This window comes from Leptothoe sp. EHU-05/26/07-4 (genome assembly GCF_043421015.1).
Classification (GTDB): Bacteria; Cyanobacteriota; Cyanobacteriia; order Phormidesmidales; family Phormidesmidaceae; genus Leptothoe; species Leptothoe turfae.
In genome coordinates, this window is record NZ_JAXSQV010000007.1 from 754,400 (window position 1) to 771,406 (window position 17,007).

Sequence of the window (17,007 nt, forward strand, 5' to 3'; positions counted from 1 at the left end):
TAATTTCAGGAGAAATTGATATGCCTCCATCCATTATTGCCAGTACGTCACCCCCGATCATCCCCCCTCCCTTAATTCCAACTTCTGCAAGCGTAACAGCAAGTACTTCAGGGGTTTGGACTTCGGTTAAACATAAGGGAGATACGGCAAAAAGTAGACTGAGTGGAATTGCTACAAGCCAGGTCAATTGGGGGGTGCCTTATACTACAGACAATCCACAAAATCGACAAAGTGCCTATCGATTTGATGGTTTAACTCAGGCAGTTCTCACCCTAGATGGGGAAGACTGTTTATTAGGGACATTTACTCATTTCAATTATACGATTACAGGGGATTATAGTATCTCCGGGGCAGTTCTTAACCTGTCTATTAATATTCAGGGCGCAGGCATAAAAGAGTTTGACGTCGTATTTCAGCACAATGAAACTCCCAATGTTCCTGGGCCTGTCCCAGACATTGTTTCTATTCCAGAAATTACGTCCCAAGAAAAAGTCACCATTCAGGGAAAAGTTTACGCACTGACCATCACTGGTTTTTTGCAGGGTGGAAAAGTCACTAGAAACTTCAAAACGGCTGAGAGTCGAGATAACAAGGCTGAAATTTATGGCAAGTTGGTATTGATTGAGGATCCATCACCAGAGATTGTGGAGCCAGTTACAGTCCCGCCCTGCTACGTCATTGTTTGTCCGCCCTGTCCCTGCCCAACACCCGTGCAGCCAATTTACATAACCGGGCAACCAACCAGTGTAATTCCAGGGAACCTAGCCCCAACGGTGATTAGTGGCGGTAAGCTAGGCCCAACCGTCATTGGCGGTGGCAACCCCAACCCAACAGTCATTGGTGGTGGTAACCCCAACCCAACGATCATTGGCGGTGGTACCTCTGGTTCAACGATTATTAATGGTGGTAAAACAAACCCGACAGTAGTTGGTGGCGGTATTTCTGGTTCAACGATTATTAATGGTGGTAGCAGGACAGGCCCAACGGTCATTGGTGGCGGTACAACAGTCATTGGTGGCAGTACTACAACTGGGACAACAATAACCGGGAGTGGTGGACGTCCTGGAACAGGTTTTCCGGGTGGAGTAGTAACAGGCCCAACGGTCATTGGTGGTGGCACAGGAACGGTCACACAACAAATATCGTCTACCGTATTCTCTATCAGCAGCCTTGGGGTTTGGTTAAATGTCCTAGAATCTGCACCTGGCTACACCTATTTGAACGGGCTTGGGACTAATCAGATTAGCTGGGGAAATCCTGGTTCTCAAGGTAACCAAAGCGCTTATACCTTTGAAGGTATCGCAGCGATGTCCATTGCTTTAGATGGTACTTACTTTACCTTAGGAACATTTAGCCACTACAACTATCCTATCTATGGTTATGGTATTCGCTCTGCCATCTTGAAGTTGATAGTTAAAATCAACGGTGTTGATGTCAATTTCAATTTCCAATTCAACCACAATGAGGTGCCTAATAATGGCATCAATGGAACCTGCCCTCTAACGCCTAACTTTTCTCCACCTTGTCCTGATGTTGTTTCAATTAGCAATAATTACTCTCAAGAGACAGTGACCATCAATGGTAGACAATACGCTTTATGTATTGTTGGCTTTTCCCAAAACAATCAAATTGAGAGCAAATTTATCACTTTGGAGAATCAGGTGAATGTTGCTCAACTTCTGTGCCAGTTTGTGGAAGTGAATACCCCTTCTGCTGCTGTTAGCGCTAACTAATACTGCTGCTGTATTTTTTTATTGCCATCATGTCTAAAACAATGCTTATTTCTGAGAGTAAGCAGATCTTAACTGCGAGCTTAAAACTATACGTCGCCCCTACTGGCTCTGACGAAACGGGGCAAGGGACCGACACTAACCCGTTTGCAACCATTGATTATGCTGTTGTTTGGGCCAATAGAAATTATGACTTTAGCCAAAACTTTGATCTCATCATTGTGGTTGAACCAGGGACCTATGATGCGATTCAAATCTATGGTCATGATGCACGACAGGTAGAAATTATTGGCTCTCCTACTAATCCTGGTGTCGTGAAAATCATGCCCATACGGGAAGATGCTGACTTCGGGCTGGCGATAAGCTATGCTTCTTCTGTGATTGTTAAAGGGTTAGATTTAGCTTCTGTTAATGTCACAGGTTTTTCAGATCTTGAGATAGAAAATTGCCACCTATCTCCATCATCATCATCATCGCCTTCGCTCGTCTTTTGTAGTAACCATAGCTCAATCAGCATTGAAACGGCCTTGGTTAAAGCAGGACGCATCGGCAATGAACAAAAAAGCTCATGTTATGAATGTGAACTGCATTCTCATATTGAAGTCGCTGAAGTTGACTATGAAACGACTGTTGACTGTGGGATTTTTTGTGATGCGCGATTTTTTGCCTCTATTAGCCTAGAGGCAGATATGGACACAAAGAATAATGTCAAGGCCGCGCGCCTGGGTCGTGCCATTGCTCAAAGTGTCATCTGTGATTCAGATTTCTTCCCTGAGCGATCAGAGCAACAAAACCTGGTCAAATTGGGAGGTCAAGTTGGACAGTTTCAAGATATTTGAATCTAGAATTTTCCAACTCTGACATCTGAGAAATATAGTTGAACACCTTTGTTATTCGTTGAGGAGAAAATTATTCCTATGGGTTGTCGTAGAAGAAGTCCTCGTTGCCGCCCCAAATGTCCTAAGCCTTGTGGGCCTTGTGGGGGTGGAGGAACCGTATGTCCCCCGACCAAACCTACCATAGACCCACCTGTCCAGCCGCCTCCCGGATCAAGTAAGCCTCCCCAAGTACCACCAATTTTTGTGGTTTGTTGTTGCCCACCAGATTCTGGGAGCTCAGGGCAAACAGGTTACGTTATTCCTGGCCAAACGGGTTACGTTATTCCTGGTCAATCTGGAAATATCATTCCTGGTCAATCTGGAAATATCATTCCTGGTCAATTTGGAAATATCACTCAACAGATATCATCTCTCGCCTTGTTTGTAAGTACTGTTGGGGTTTGGTCAAATATCGTTGAAGCGGTTCCTGGCTCAACGTCTTTAACTGGTGTTGGGACGAACCAGATTTGTTGGGGACAGGGAAATTATACAAGCCAGCAAAGTTCCTATTACTTTGAAGGCATTAGTTCAGCATCAGTTTCTCTGGATGGTTCTTATTTTGTTTTAGGAACCTTTGTTCATCACAACTATCCTGTTTATGGTTACAGCATCCGTTCTGCTACTTTGCAGTTAACGGTAACCATTAATGGAGTTGAAGTGAGTTTCAATTTCCAGTTTGACCATAATGAAACACCGAATGATGGTGTCAATGGAACCTGTCCTCAAACACCTGGGTTTGGCCCACCTTGCCCTGATACGGTTTCTATCAATAATAGTCGATCTCAAGAAACTGTAATCGTTGATGGGAAGCAATACGCTTTATGCCTTGCAGGCTTTTCTCAAAATAATCAAGTAGGGGGGCAGTTTGTTACTTTGGAAAATCAAGCAAATGCTGTCCAGTTGCTAGGACAATTTGTCGAGATAAAATAGGGCTCTTCGCGGCTGTTGCTAGTGTGCATCTACCCAAGACTATTTCACTCTAAAAAGATGTTTTAGTCTTTCTAATGCTAGATTACCTTTTTCACACTTTGGTATCTACGCTACCCAAAGCTTCAGACTCAATCAACCTGATTGAGAAAATTTAGGAAGAATACATGTTGAATATTAATCGTTATGTCTTGGACTGGGTGCCGGACACTGGGGGTTATCGGCTCTGGGATTTCGACCCCACGAGTCGTGATCCATTGCCAGGTTCAGCGGTTCAAAGTGAAGCTGAAACCCACGTTGGGTTCAAAACCCAACGCTAATTGAGGGCTGTCCACTCAAGGGACAAGGTTGGCTGGGCAGCTCTAAATATAGAGCTTTTAGGGATTCTTTAACCGCTTGAGCGGTTTTGAGCCAGTTAGCCTTGCGACTTTGAGTCCAATGCGGGTTAATGCTGCCTTGCCAGGTGCAAGATCTCAGCATAATCTTCTCCGGTTTTACTCAAGAGATGATACGTTTGTGGTTGCGCAGACTTTTTTTGAAAACACGAAACTCCCCCATCCTTGTGGCAATCATTGCCTGCTGTGTACAGACATGAGTGCAACCGCTCAGTCAGAAAGAAGATGGTACAAAGAGAAGACCCCGACTTTTTCTCTATCCTTTACTAAAATTCACTACTCCATATTTCTCGCGCTCAGGAACTCTTTCCCATATCTAGGCCGGACCGGAAGAGCCTGATTTTTCCCCACTTCACTCATTTGATCTACCATGAATTGGGCTTGCAAATTAATGACCTCTCGATACATATCGGTTGATTTTCTATCCCAAAGATTATGTCCTGCATCAAGGATGTGCAACTGGTTTTTTTCGTCATTGTCGGAAAATGCTTTCAGTGCATGAGCGTACTGGGGAAACAAGTTAAACGGATCGCCCAAGCTAACCAGCGTCAAGATTGGCGATAGCGATCGCATAGATGGATAGTCAAAAGAAGGCGTAAAAGTCTTGTATGCTTTCCAACTCCGATCATGTAGGGTCACCCCTGGAGCATGGAGGAGATCAGCCAAAACATTGGCCTTATCCTCTAAGTATTGAACAGTGAATCGAAATAGTTCAGGATCGGGATGGGGCGGATTGATCGCAATTGCCCCAGCTAGATCCTCATAATGCTGAGCATACAAAATAGCCGCTATACCGCCTTGGCTACGTCCAGCCATAAAAACTGGTCGATCGGGATAAAGTCTTGACAATACAAGATGCACATGACGCATTACCGTCATCAGTCCCTGCTTACTAGCAAATTCAAATGGGGCATCCGACCCCATGCCATTCAGTGGTAGATCAGTGGGAAAAGAGGCCACACGGAACGTTTCATCCCCGGGCAGTAATTGAGTTAGCAAACTTTGGTTACTTTTGCGCCCCCCTCCACGGTTCTTGCTTTTGCGCCCATGAAAGGTTCCTGCAACATCACAGAGTGTCTCAGCTACAGAGAACGTGGTGCCTGTGCCTGGTAACAGAATTTGGATGGCGCGATGGGTTTCATTGACTGACTTCTTGGGTTCTAAGATACCTGTGAAAGCCATTGGTAAGTATAGCTTTGTGAATGGTAATTGTTGACCAACCCCATGGGTTGCCCCGACTCGATGAACCAACTCTTGGCTCTCTCGAAGCACGTTCATTTCCAATAACTGATGACGGTCAATATCACCGAGCTTTTCCAGTTCCTGATTAATGCATTCGAGTTTTTGCAATTCTGAACTCATTGTTCACAAAGATGATTTTGTTTTACGCTCTAGTCGTGCTGTGTGCATAGACATCGAGTATTGGCCTAGGCAATCTCTCACATTCCACCTTAAATTAAGCGTAAATTCTATAGGCGAGAACATGCACCGGATCGTCATAAATCGGCATCACTTTAGTATCAATCAGCGTCCAACCTGGCTGATCAAGGACGCCCTGGAGTTTAGACAGAAAGCTCCGACGTGCAGTGAAAACCAAGATACCTTCAGGCTCAATCCTTTCTTGCAATACCCTGAGTTCCGCTGAACCAGCATGAGTTTCAGCAAAGACACCTGTGGCAATAATGCCATTTACCCGCTCTAGATCCCCGAATCGTTCATCACCGATGGCGCAGCAAATCAAGGAACGATATATCCTTTTTTCATCGGCTTGTTCTAACATCCCAGGCGAGATATCAATACCTATCAAATTGTCGAATCCCAATTCTGCCAAGGCCATACCCACCAGACCTGTACCAACCCCAACATCCAAGATCACGCCTCGTTTGTTGCTTATCTGCTCTGAAAGCATGAGAGCAGCGGCTAATGGAACTGGTTTCCATACACTACTAACATCGATTTCATAGGTAGCGGCCCACTGATCGTAGTTCCTACGTAGCTCATTTGGATTCTGGCTAGAGCAAATCCATTTCAACCACTCATTGGGTAGTGTTTCAGGCATTTCCCTCATCAATATTCACTATCTGAAAGTTGTTAACTTGATATTATTTGTGCCTTTTCTAGTTTTCTAATCAATGTAAAGCATGGGATCTTGGGACATCTTGCTGGTCTCGATGTAGTAACGACCAAAACGGTTTGCGAGAAAATCATCTAGATTGATTTGCTCTTGTTTTACGAAACCACTTTGGAGAATTTTGCCATTGAGATACATATCCACGACTGCACAAAGAGAGGCAGCTGTTGAGATCTGGATAGAACTCAGGGTTTCTCCATATAAATTCAGCGGGTAGATCTTGCGGGCATCGCTGATTTGTTCGAAACGACCGTTACGCCAGCCACTAATGGTGCAGAAGCTAACTACTACATCTTGCTGAGTCGTGGGAATGGCACGTTCAAAAATTTCTTTAAGTAGGTCACGTTGATCGCTTAAACGTAATTCGTTGATTAAAAAGGCCATGAGATCTCGATGGCCCTGATAGCGTACAGTTTTGTAATTAAGAGTACGCACCTTGCCATCGAGAGTCTCGCACAGAGTTCCTAGCCCACCAGACGTATTAAACGCTTCGTAATTGATGCCATCTAGGGAGAAATACTCCACCTCTTCCAAGGGAATCGCTTCGATTTTATGACCGTTGCGAATAGCATCACAAGGGTTACAGTATTCGTTAATGAGCCCCTTTGTAGACCAGGTAAGGTTGTACTTCATCTTATTGGAGGGATATTGCGGCAGAGCACCAACCCGCATTTTGACCTCGTCAAGCCTCTCAAAGTAGCTGCACAGATGATGGGCAAGGATACTAATAAATCCTGGAGCTAGACCACATTGGGGCACAAAGACCAAGCCATCAGAACTCATCTCAGCAACAGTCCGAATGGCATTGGTGGTTGCGATATCTTCGGTTAGGTCGAAATAGCTGACCCCAGCTTTTGCTGCGGCACGGGAAATTCCTGGATTGACCCAATAGGGACAAGCAGAAACAACACAATCTTGATTCTCTAACTTTTCCGCGATCGCAGCTTCATCAGTGACATCAATAACAGATGTGTTAACTGGCACTAGCGCAGATAAATGATCTAAGGATTGACTATCAATATCGCCAACCAACACGTTGTAATCATCGCTTCGATGTAGGAGCTTAGCGATCGCGGATCCGATTTTTCCAGATCCTAAGATAGTGACATGATGCATAGCGTTCTTATTCAGGCGTTTCCTATAGAAATCAGAGAAGAATTTGCTACAAATCTAATGGTGGATGGGCATTTCTGGAGGTAGACATATATTTGAGAATAATCAGGATTACTCTCAGCTTAATTTTTATCTAGCCGGAGTGGTAAAAGAGGGATATGACATAAAACACTCGGCTTATTTTAATTCCCATAGAATGGGCTATAAATAAGGGGGTCATTAGAGTATCTTGGGAATCCATCATGGCCGGTGTCCTCAAAATCGAGATTAGTGAATCAGCAGATCTCTTGAAAACTCGCCGCCTAAATGAGACCCTTGCTGAGTATGAAGGCTAGGCTTCAACAGCAAACTCTAGTTATAGGTTTCTTCAACAATCCACTCATTTACTTGAAATTTGAATCTTGCTTTTGTCCCCATTAAAATTCCCACTAAGCGATCACCTAGAAAAGGAAGACGTCCATGGGCAACTCTAAGATTGTCTAAAATCAATAAATCGTTCTCTCTCCATCTATCAAAATAGAAAATTCGTGCCAGTTTAACAGCATCTTCCATTTCATGGAGCAGTTCTTCAGGCAAAGGTTTGCTATCATTCCATTGCAGTGACAGCTGTGGCTTCTTATCGCCCATTACCTGACGATACCAGTAAGCCGCTGCACCTACCACAGACGCATTTAAACAAGTTCTGCCTTGATAATGATAGACAAATGGACGTTCGAGTTGAGTTTCTAAAACGTCGATTGGTGTTCCGTTGTAATCTTCTTGATATAAAAGACAGGTGTAGCCTAAATTTTCCCAATGAGCGATCGCATCTTGACTACTTCTAGCTGAAATATCTTGCCAACTAGAGTCATACTCTTCATGATCTCTTTGTTCGACATGTTTTCTTACAAAGACGACATTCCTCCCTCTTATTTCTTGCTGGCAAGTAGATGACAGGTTTTTGAAAGCTTGTTCACAATCATATATTGTTGTTTCTCCTCCATGCTGAGCAGGTTGTTTGCACATAAAGCAAACATATTTCGGAAATTCCGTATGGTGACTTAGTTCATTATGCGGCAGTATTTCTTCCTTATGTGACCAGGGAGTAACATAGGAAAAAATTGAGTGAGGAACCTGATTTCGTGCGTTAAGACCATGCTTATAGCTAATAAGCTTGTCTTTCCCACCAATTAATTCGGTAATTTTCTTCTCATCAAAAGGTTGATCTGCTCTAAATAGGGCATATCCATGCTCACTTAATTCTTTATCTAGTTGATCCTTTGACATTGGGAGCTCTGCAAATGTACTGCTAGTAACTGGAGGTGATACTCTAAGTACTTGCTGACAAACATTCTGGTTCAATAGGCTTTGTTCACTCAACCGATACTCTCCAGGAAATAATTTAGCTAATTGCTCTAAAATATTAAGCGAAACCTTGTCATAAGAGGATATTTTATCCCCTGGTTGTATCTCACCTGAAATATGGAGCTGTTTAAGGGTCTCGAAAATATCAGATTTCCCCAAATCTTGTTGATGCAAAATAAGATTCCAAGGATGCTTTGAACAAAGGTTTGCTAATTTCATATCGCAGGATGTTCAGTTATCTAGTGTATGAACCCAGAAATAACGTTAGGCAATCTGACTCGCAATATATATCGAAGCGGTTAAACCATCCTCATCATCATTGGAGTATCTATTTTGAAGCTTGAGATTTGATATGATTTTTAGCCGTTCTTCGTCATTTTTATAATTACGCTGACGAACATGACCAAGCTTCCGCAAATGTAGATGAGAGTCATCAAAGATTTCTAAAAAGGAGTCACAAATAAAACTAGCTAAAGAAAAATAAAAATGCTTTACATTACTTTCTCCTATCAGTTTGATAAGGTGCTTAAAGTTATCGAGTCCTATATAGGTTGTAGCCCCTACACAAACTAGTAAATCAGTGTCATTTTTAACAACAGTGGATAGTTTCTCTGGCCATGGATTTGTTAGATCGCATATGTGGAAATGTTGACATAGCCCCACATCATAGGCAAAACGCAAAGGAGCCTCATTAATATCTACCATTGTGATGGTCAAGTTAGAGTTGCCCTCTGAAAAGATATGCTTTTTAGGATCACTAGCCAACCAATGCTGCAGAATTTTTTCATAGCTATAGCCATACTTTAAAGCGGCAACTTCTGTGCCATGGCCGCTACCAAGAAATAAAACATTCAAATTCTCAAAGTAATCTAACTGTTTAAGGTGACTGCTTACAATTTGCATTGCATCAAAAGGAAGCGTGTATTGAGTTTCCTTTAATAGTGCCTGAACGTAGGGTTGAGGTGAGTAAAGATGATAATACTCGTTAAAAGATGCTTTTGGATTTGATATCTTCGTTTCTAGTGTCATAGTTGCATTAGAGATTCTCAGTACTACAGTACAAGATTGAAACCTAAGCGATAATAATTCATAAGAGGAGAATCTATCTAACTGGAATTAAGTTTATTCGTGTATGTCTTCATCTCAATATAACTACAAATCACATATTTCATTACTGTATTATCTCCATAAATTCTTATTTTTAGTTAACTCTAAGGATTTATCAACGCCGTGGTGGCATTGATGCAGATAAGCAGTCAGTTCTTTAGCGAGAACCTGGATATGGGGCGATCTCATGATCTCGTAATGGTCGCCCTCAATCGTGTTAGTTTCAAACTGACCGGTGATAATTGAACGCCAACCTCGGCCTTGCTCTGCCGAGGAACTCGCACAAAACAAGACAACCCGCCCCGAATAAGGCTGGGGTTGATGGTTCCCTAGGGCAACTCGGTTGGCTTTGAAAACATGAAACAACTGCTCCATTTGCTCCATACCAATCCCCGGCGGTAAAAGATGCAGACGTTTGGCTACGGAGAAGATGTGCTGTAATTTTTCTTGAGGCTGGAGTTGCATCAGATTAAACTGTGCCAGGGACAGTTCGGTTTCCAGTAAACCGCTTAAATCCGCTACTAGAGAATTGGCTAAAGAGACTTCATCCGTGGAGTCTAGGTCGGTCATGGTACTAGGGGCATAGCTATCGATTAAAGCGACGAGCGCCACTATTTGCCCAGCATTTTGCAATTGCTGTGCCATTTCCATTGCAATGACACCTCCCATGGACCACCCTCCCAAATAATATGGGCCATTGGGCTGAATTTCCTGCAAGGCTTTGATATAGGTTACCGCCATTTCCTCGATTCTGGCTAAGGGGTCTGACTCACCAGATAACCCCGAAGACTGCAAGCCATAGAGCGGTTGATTGTTACCCAGATGACGGGCTAATTCTGCATAGCAGAGAACATTGCCGCCAATGGGATGCACGCAGAATAAGGGCGGCAACTCTCCTGACGGTTGAATGGGGACCAAAGGAGAAGAGGATCGAACATCGTTATAAGAGTTCAGCAAAGTGGCTTGGCTTTCAATGGTGGGTTCGGTAAACAGTGTTGTCAATGGTAGATGAATGCCCAACTGCTGTTCGATACGAGCCATTAAGCGCACGGCTAGTAGGGAATGCCCTCCCAAATCAAAGAAATTGTCTGTGACGCCAACAGCACTGATATTGATAACCTCCGACCAAATTTGAGCTAGTTGCAGTTCTGCTGAGTTGCGGGGGGGGATAAAATCAGACCGATCGGAGATATCGTCAGCATCAGGTGCAGGTAGGGCCTGGCGATCGCGTTTGCCATTGGGCGTTAGAGGGATTTTCTCTAAAAAGACGAAAGCAGAAGGCACCATGTAGTCGGGTAGCTTGCTTTTCAAGAAACTGCGCAAATCAGACGACGTTACTTCTTCTTCGGCAACGACATAGGCAACAAGGCGCTTATCACCTGGAGAGTCTTCCCTGGCAACAACCACGACTTCCTGCACTTTTGGGTATTGGGCGAAGGTGGCTTCAATTTCTCCAAGTTCGATGCGAAAGCCTCGAATTTTTACCTGGTTATCGATGCGTCCGATAAATTCAATGTGGCCATCGGGGAGATAACGGGCTAAGTCTCCAGTTTTATAAAGACGTTCTTCTTTTGAGTTTTGAGTTTTGAATTCTGAATTGAAAAAGGGATTGGGAATGAACTTGGCTGCAGTTAAGTTGGGACGGTTGAGATAACCTCGGGCTAACCCTGCACCGCCAATGTGGAGTTCCCCCGGTACACCGATGGGGACAGGTTGGCGATGGCGATCGAGAATATAGGTTTGAGTGTTTGCGATCGCAGTCCCGATCGAGACTGAGACATCTTGGTGATGCGCTATTGTATCTAAGGTACTCACTGGACAAACCGTTGACCACACGGTCGCTTCCGTAGGGCCGTATAGGTTCCACACAGAAGCCCCTTTTTCTCCCAGGTTAGCGGCGAGTTGCATCGATAAGGCTTCGCCACCACAGATGATTTTCAACGATCGCTTACCCTGCCAACCAACCGCCAGCAGCATCTGCCAGGTTGCTGGGGTGGCTTGCATCACCGTCGCACCAGAGTGTTCCAATTCTACTGCCAGTTGTTTGCCATCAGCAGCGACGTCTCGACTGGCGATAACCGTTTTTGCGCCGACGATGAGCGGTAAGTAAATCTCTAGGGCAGCAATATCAAAACAGAGGGTCGTGACCGCTAAGACCACATCAGCATCGGTTAAACCTGGGGTAACTCCCATTGAACAGAGAAAGTTAACAAGAGATTGATGGCAGATTTCTACGCCTTTGGGATTTCCAGTAGAGCCGGAGGTATAGATCACATAGGCCAAGTTATCCGGTTGGACATTGGATTGGAGATTATCTGTGCGGTGGGTAGAGATCACGTCCCAGTCATCATCATCTAAACAGATGAGGTGCTTGGGTAAGCAAGGCAATTGGGCGGCTAGTTGATGGGTGGTGACTAGGGCCGTTGCCTGGGAGTTATCAACGATATAGGCGAGGCGCTCGGATGGATAATTGGGGTCTAACGGCACATAAGCCCCACCCGCTTTGAGAATGCCTAACAATCCCACCACCATTTCGAGGGATCGCTCGATGTAAATCCCCACCAAGACCTCTGGCCCAACGCCCAAGCTTTGCAAGTAATGGGCGAGTTGGTTGGCGCGATCGTTCAACTCCTGATAAGTCAGTTGTTCGTTTTCAAAAACGACTGCCACGGCATCCGGGCTGCGTTTCACCTGTTCCTCAAACAATTGATGAATGCACTGATTTTGGGGATATTCAGCTTGGGTATTATTCCACTCGACGAGCACCTGATGGCGTTCTGCTGCGGTCAACAAGGGCAGTTCGTCAACGCCCATTTGGGGCTTAGCCACGAGCGCTGCAAGCAACGTCTGAAAATGCCCAATGGCCCGACGGATGGTGGCTGCCTCAAATAAATCGCGATTATATTCCCAATATCCCCTCAATCCTGTTTCTGTCTCCTCCATGGACAAGAACAAGTCAAACGGGGCTCTGGCATTTTCGAGGGGCAGCCAGTTGAAACTCACTTCCGGTAACTCCAGAGTGGCCATCGGCGCATTTTGCAGGGCAAACATCACCTGAAATATGGGTGTGTAGCTGAGGCTGCGTTCCGGTTGTAAGGCCTCCACCAACTGCTCAAACGGAACATCCTGGTGAGCGTAAGCATCCAAAGAAGTCTGCCGCACCTGATTTAATAATTCAGCGAAAGTGGGATTGGCTTCAAAGCGCGATCGCAACACCAGCGTATTCACAAAAAAGCCCATGAGTCCTTCTAGTTCGCTGCGGTTGCGGTTAGCAATGGGCGTGCCCACAAGAATATCGGCTTGGTTACTATAGCGATACAGTAAAGTGCTAAATGCGGCCAATAGCGTCATAAATAGCGTCACGCCATTTTCTTGACTCAGACGCTTGAGTTGTTCCGTGAGTTCGAGCCCGAACTCAAAAAAATCTTTGCCCCCTTGGGAAGTCTGCACTGTTTTACGAGGGCAGTCTGTGGGCAGTTCTAAGAGAGGTGGCGCTCCTGCTAACTGTTGTTTCCAGTAATCCAGTTGAGGTGCTAGGACTTCAGCAGTTGTAGGTTGTCTCTGCCAGCCAGCAAAGTCTGCATATTGGATGGGCAGTGGGGGTAACGGTGACGGTTTCCCTTGAACAAATGCTCCATAGAGTGCTGCCAATTCATGGCAAAATACCCCTGTTGACCAACCATCCGTAATAATGTGGTGCGTGGTGAGCAACAGCACATAATCATGGGTCGCCAACTGCAATAAAGTCACTCGCAGTAGGGAATCGGTGGCGAGATCAAAGGGTTTCTGAATTTCTTGCTTACCCAACTGTTGCACTTGCGCGAGTTGTTTGTCCGTTGGCAATTGCTGTAAATCAACAATGGACATCTTTAAGTCTAATTCAGAGCGAATCACCCGCACGGTCGAGCCATCCACAGCCTGAAAATTAGTGCGTAATATCTCATGACGGCAGACGATTTCTTGCACCGCGCTCTGTAGCGCTTCTATCTGCAGTGAACCGGTCAGACGTAACGCTTCTTGTTCGTTATAAGTTGTGCTGCCTTCTTGCAGTTGATCTAAAAACCATAATCGTTGCTCGGCAAACGATAGGGGTAAATCTCCCCCCCGTGGAATAGGTTTGATTGCAGTGAGTTGCTGGCACCTTGCGCCTAAAATATCTTCACTAAGTTCCGCCACTGTTGGGGATTCAAACAACCGATGCAGCGACAGTTCAATTTTGAATGTATCCCGTACCCGTGAAATCAGTTGAGTTGCCTGAATAGAGTCCCCCCCAAGAGAAAGAAGTTATCGGATACTCCTATCTCATTGAGGTTCAAAACTTCTGTCCAAATGCCTGAGAGGATTTCTTCTGTGGGTGTTCGCGGTGCCACTAGCTCTACATCCAGAATCGGACGAGATCTATCGGGGGCCGGTAAGGCCCGTCGATCTACCTTTCCGCTAGGCGTCAGGGGCAATGTGTCTAGCATGACAAATGCCGAGGGCATCATATAATCCGGTAGCTTTTCTATGAGAAAATCCCGTAATTGAGGAATTAATTGACTGGGTTTGAAGCCAATATATGGCTGATTGGTATAAGTACTCCAATGTTGAAGTCCGCTTTGTGGAGGGGAAATGATTGTACTGTCTGCAATGATGTTGATATCGTTGCGCACGAACACCACATCATAGTAAGCTTCGCCCCCATCACCAGACCCGCTAATGTTAATCTGATAAGGGACCTCAGACTGCCATGCCCACCAGTCTTCTGGTTCAATCCCCTCTGGAGAAATCTGTTGGCGCAGGTCTCCTACGGTTTCAGGACAATCGGGATTGGCTAATAGTTCCATTGCCTTCACATCTGCCCAAATTCTGGCATTAGGCACATGGGTGACAACGAGTATCTCTGGGGAGGTTTCTATCAGCTGCTGGCGAACGGTCGCTGCCGTTAAATTATCCTGCTGCCAATTGAGAGAAATGGGAGAAGGGGTGGGAGGAGAGACTTTTTTGCCTAGGTGCAAAACCACATCGTAACGGAAGCGAGTTAGTTCATTTTGATAATGTCCCCGCTTAAGTTGAATTTCCACATGGCTAATTTGAGGCAAGTGCTCTTTAAGGGCCACAAAGAATTCTGGTGCGATCGCAAGTTTTTGAGTTTGTGCCGTGTGCTTTTGAATGCGATCGCGCAGTGCCACTGTCGATAAGGAAGCAGAGGCTTGCGTCCGTTGCACCGATGTGTGGAAAGCCTCCAGCAAGGGAAAGCTCTCCACATCCCCAATAAAAATCGTGCCGCCCGGTTGCACTAACTGGACAACTCGTTCAACCACGCGCACCAGGTAATATGCATTGGGGAAAAACTGGACAACTCCGTTAATCACCACCGTATCAAAGGAGTCGGCAGCCATGCCCTCAAGTTCATCCGCTGCACTGTGATGCAGGGTTACCGATGCCTCTAAAGGGCTATCTTGAATCTGATGCTCAATATAGTTAAGCCCTTCGGATGCAATGTCAGTACCGCAGTAATCCTGGCAATGGGGCGCAATCTGGAATAACAGCAACCCTGTACCGCAGCCAATTTCCAATACTCGCTGAGGATTTAGGGATAGAATCCGTTTGACTGTAAAGTCAACCCATTCCCGTACCTGTGGCTCTGGTAGAGCTTTTCCAGTGTAGGTATCGTACCAACCACCAATGTGAAAACCTGACTCCCAATCATCTGCAGGCTGCCCGTACGCTTCGTCCCAAATTTTTTCCCATTGCTGAACTTGCTCTGTCTCAATGTGACCCTCTAACTTTGGCGATTCTGCTCCTTCAGCAACCGGCACCACATAAGCAATCAAGCGTTTGCCCCCTGGACTATCTTCCCGAGCGACCACTGCAGCTTGTTTCACCGTTGGATATTGGCTCAACACCACCTCAAGCTCTCCAAGTTCAATGCGATAGCCACGAATTTTTACTTGAGCATCGATGCGACCGAGAAATTGAATGTTGCCATCGGTTAGGTAACGGGCTAAGTCGCCGGTTTTGTATAGACGGGGAGAAAATTCTGGGCTGAAGGGGTTCGGAATAAATCTTTCATGGGTGAGGTCCTCTCGATTGATATAGCCCCGCGCCAAACAGGCTCCCCCCACATATAGCTCCCCGGCCACACCCATGGGAACAGGTTGTAGGGACTCATCTAGCAGGTGAACCTCAGTATTGTTGATGGCACAACCAATGGGTGGCAAGGTTGACCAATCCTGGGGTAAACCTTGCAGTGTAAAGGCTGTTGTCACATGGGTTTCTGAAGGGCCGTATTGATTGTGAAGTGTACAATTCGGCAATTTTGCGAAAAAGGAAACAATCGCCTCAGTGACCTGCAACTGTTCCCCCGCCGTAATGATCTCTCCCAAGTGCCTCGGTAACACCTCAAAACTCTTTGCGACTTCAGCAAGTTGCTGCAAGGCAACAAAGGGCAGAAATAGTCTTTCTATTTCTCTATCTGTCAATAAATGCAACAAGGCTACGGGATCTCGTCGCACTTCCTCTGAAATTAAAACTAGCGTCCCACCTCCACACAAAGTGGTGAAAATCTCCTGGAAAGAGACATCAAAGCTAACAGGAGAAAATTGCAGGGTTTTGGCATTTTGAGACAGGGTTGTCTGTTCTAGCTGCCAACAGATTAGATTGACTAGGGCACCATGCTCCATCATCACACCTTTTGGCTTTCCCGTAGAACCGGAGGTGTAGATGACATAAGCCAAATTATTTGGGATCGTACAATTGGGGAGATTGCGATCGCTTTGGGTTGAGATTGCTTGCCTATGGGTCTCTATACAAATAACCTGCGCTTCACCATCGGGCAGCCGTTCCAGGAATTGGCTTTGAGTCAACAACACCGATGCTTGCGAGTTAGCCAACATATAGGCTAAACGCTCACTTGGATATACAGGGTCTAAGGGCACATAAGCGCCCCCTGCTTTCAGGATCCCCAACATGGCGATCACCATGTCTAAAGAGCGCTCGATACAAAGCCCCACTAACACGTCTGGCCCTACCCCCAGCCCTTGCAAATAGTGTGCAAGTTGGTTAGCACGATTGTTCAACTCTCGATAGGTGAGATATTGCTCCTCGAATACCACTGCTATTGCATCAGGAGTTCGTTCCACCTGAGATTCAAACAATTGATGGATACACGGATAATCTGGAGACTCTATGACAGTATCGTTCCAGGGCAGCAGTAGACGATATTGCTCTAAAATTTTCTCCATCAACATATATAACTTCCTCTACTTAAAAACTGAGGGAAAAAATCTTCTGGACTGCATCCACATTCACCATGATTGAAGACTTCTTATCCGCCCATCAGGCAAAACTATGAATTGTTTTGGCAAATGTATGCATATACTCTATGAGAGAATTTACAG

The 17,007-nt window shown here is 45.4% G+C and carries 12 protein-coding genes; 4 read left to right on the forward strand and 8 right to left on the reverse strand.

Translation table 11 applies throughout. The annotated features are described in order from the left end of the window. Positions 1-20 precede the first annotated feature (20 nt). The 4 genes from U2F10_RS27745 to U2F10_RS27760 all read left to right on the forward strand — a co-directional run bounded on the left by U2F10_RS27745 (position 21) and on the right by U2F10_RS27760 (position 3,855). The gene (locus tag U2F10_RS27745) at positions 21-1,733 is read left to right on the forward strand and encodes a choice-of-anchor K domain-containing protein (RefSeq protein WP_499873890.1); all 1,713 of its coding nucleotides are present in this window, start codon (positions 21-23) and stop codon (positions 1,731-1,733) included. A 29-nt stretch (positions 1,734-1,762) separates the two neighbouring features. Next, complete coding sequence (locus U2F10_RS27750) at positions 1,763-2,569, forward strand: acetylornithine aminotransferase (RefSeq protein ID WP_499873891.1); 807 nt, start codon at positions 1,763-1,765, stop codon at positions 2,567-2,569. A 243-nt stretch (positions 2,570-2,812) separates the two neighbouring features. Further along, positions 2,813-3,538 (forward strand): choice-of-anchor K domain-containing protein, encoded by a 726-nt coding sequence (locus U2F10_RS27755; protein ID WP_499873893.1) that lies wholly within the window; start codon positions 2,813-2,815, stop codon positions 3,536-3,538. Between the two features lie 164 nt (positions 3,539-3,702). Then, positions 3,703-3,855: a hypothetical protein gene (locus U2F10_RS27760; protein WP_499873895.1), complete on the forward strand. Its 153-nt coding sequence runs from the start codon at positions 3,703-3,705 to the stop codon at positions 3,853-3,855. On the opposite strand, the gene U2F10_RS27765 is transcribed toward U2F10_RS27760, so the two are convergent. From U2F10_RS27765 to U2F10_RS27800, 8 genes are all read right to left on the reverse strand, one after another. Then, positions 3,839-4,015, reverse strand: coding sequence for a hypothetical protein (locus tag U2F10_RS27765; protein ID WP_499062180.1), 177 nt, complete (start codon positions 4,013-4,015; stop codon positions 3,839-3,841). The two genes, U2F10_RS27760 and U2F10_RS27765, sit on opposite strands and share 17 nt — an antisense overlap. Positions 4,016-4,206: 191 nt before the next feature. Continuing rightward, entirely contained in the window at positions 4,207-5,292 is a 1,086-nt protein-coding gene (locus U2F10_RS27770) for an alpha/beta hydrolase (protein ID WP_250565557.1), read from the reverse strand. Between the two features lie 94 nt (positions 5,293-5,386). Continuing rightward, a complete protein-coding gene (locus U2F10_RS27775; protein WP_499873897.1) occupies positions 5,387-5,989 on the reverse strand; it encodes a class I SAM-dependent DNA methyltransferase in 603 nt (200 codons plus the stop codon). Positions 5,990-6,055: 66 nt separating this feature from the next. Then, the gene (locus U2F10_RS27780) at positions 6,056-7,177 is read right to left on the reverse strand and encodes a saccharopine dehydrogenase family protein (RefSeq protein ID WP_163663677.1); all 1,122 of its coding nucleotides are present in this window, start codon (positions 7,175-7,177) and stop codon (positions 6,056-6,058) included. 348 nt (positions 7,178-7,525) lie between these two features. After that, the gene (locus tag U2F10_RS27785) at positions 7,526-8,737 is read right to left on the reverse strand and encodes a TauD/TfdA family dioxygenase (protein ID WP_499873899.1); all 1,212 of its coding nucleotides are present in this window, start codon (positions 8,735-8,737) and stop codon (positions 7,526-7,528) included. Positions 8,738-8,782: 45 nt separating this feature from the next. After that, positions 8,783-9,547 (reverse strand): hypothetical protein, encoded by a 765-nt coding sequence (locus U2F10_RS27790; RefSeq protein WP_163663673.1) that lies wholly within the window; start codon positions 9,545-9,547, stop codon positions 8,783-8,785. A 150-nt stretch (positions 9,548-9,697) separates the two neighbouring features. After that, entirely contained in the window at positions 9,698-13,801 is a 4,104-nt protein-coding gene (locus U2F10_RS27795) for a non-ribosomal peptide synthetase (protein ID WP_499873901.1), read from the reverse strand. Positions 13,802-13,866: 65 nt separating this feature from the next. Then, a complete protein-coding gene (locus U2F10_RS27800; protein ID WP_499873903.1) occupies positions 13,867-16,857 on the reverse strand; it encodes an amino acid adenylation domain-containing protein in 2,991 nt (996 codons plus the stop codon). Positions 16,858-17,007 lie beyond the last annotated feature (150 nt).

Excerpts from the sequence above, each read along its gene's own strand:
- U2F10_RS27790 (WP_163663673.1), bottom strand. The coding sequence starts at position 9,547 with ATGACACTAGAAACGAAGATATCAAATCCAAAAGCATCTTTTAACGAG.
- U2F10_RS27800 (WP_499873903.1), bottom strand. The coding sequence starts at position 16,857 with ATGTTGATGGAGAAAATTTTAGAGCAATATCGTCTACTGCTGCCCTGG.
- U2F10_RS27770 (WP_250565557.1), bottom strand. The coding sequence starts at position 5,292 with ATGAGTTCAGAATTGCAAAAACTCGAATGCATTAATCAGGAACTGGAA.
- U2F10_RS27765 (WP_499062180.1), bottom strand. The coding sequence starts at position 4,015 with ATGCTGAGATCTTGCACCTGGCAAGGCAGCATTAACCCGCATTGGACT.
- U2F10_RS27760 (WP_499873895.1), top strand. The coding sequence starts at position 3,703 with ATGTTGAATATTAATCGTTATGTCTTGGACTGGGTGCCGGACACTGGG.
- U2F10_RS27750 (WP_499873891.1), top strand. The coding sequence starts at position 1,763 with ATGTCTAAAACAATGCTTATTTCTGAGAGTAAGCAGATCTTAACTGCG.
- U2F10_RS27775 (WP_499873897.1), bottom strand. The coding sequence starts at position 5,989 with ATGCCTGAAACACTACCCAATGAGTGGTTGAAATGGATTTGCTCTAGC.
- U2F10_RS27785 (WP_499873899.1), bottom strand. The coding sequence starts at position 8,737 with ATGAAATTAGCAAACCTTTGTTCAAAGCATCCTTGGAATCTTATTTTG.
- U2F10_RS27745 (WP_499873890.1), top strand. The coding sequence starts at position 21 with ATGCCTCCATCCATTATTGCCAGTACGTCACCCCCGATCATCCCCCCT.
- U2F10_RS27780 (WP_163663677.1), bottom strand. The coding sequence starts at position 7,177 with ATGCATCATGTCACTATCTTAGGATCTGGAAAAATCGGATCCGCGATC.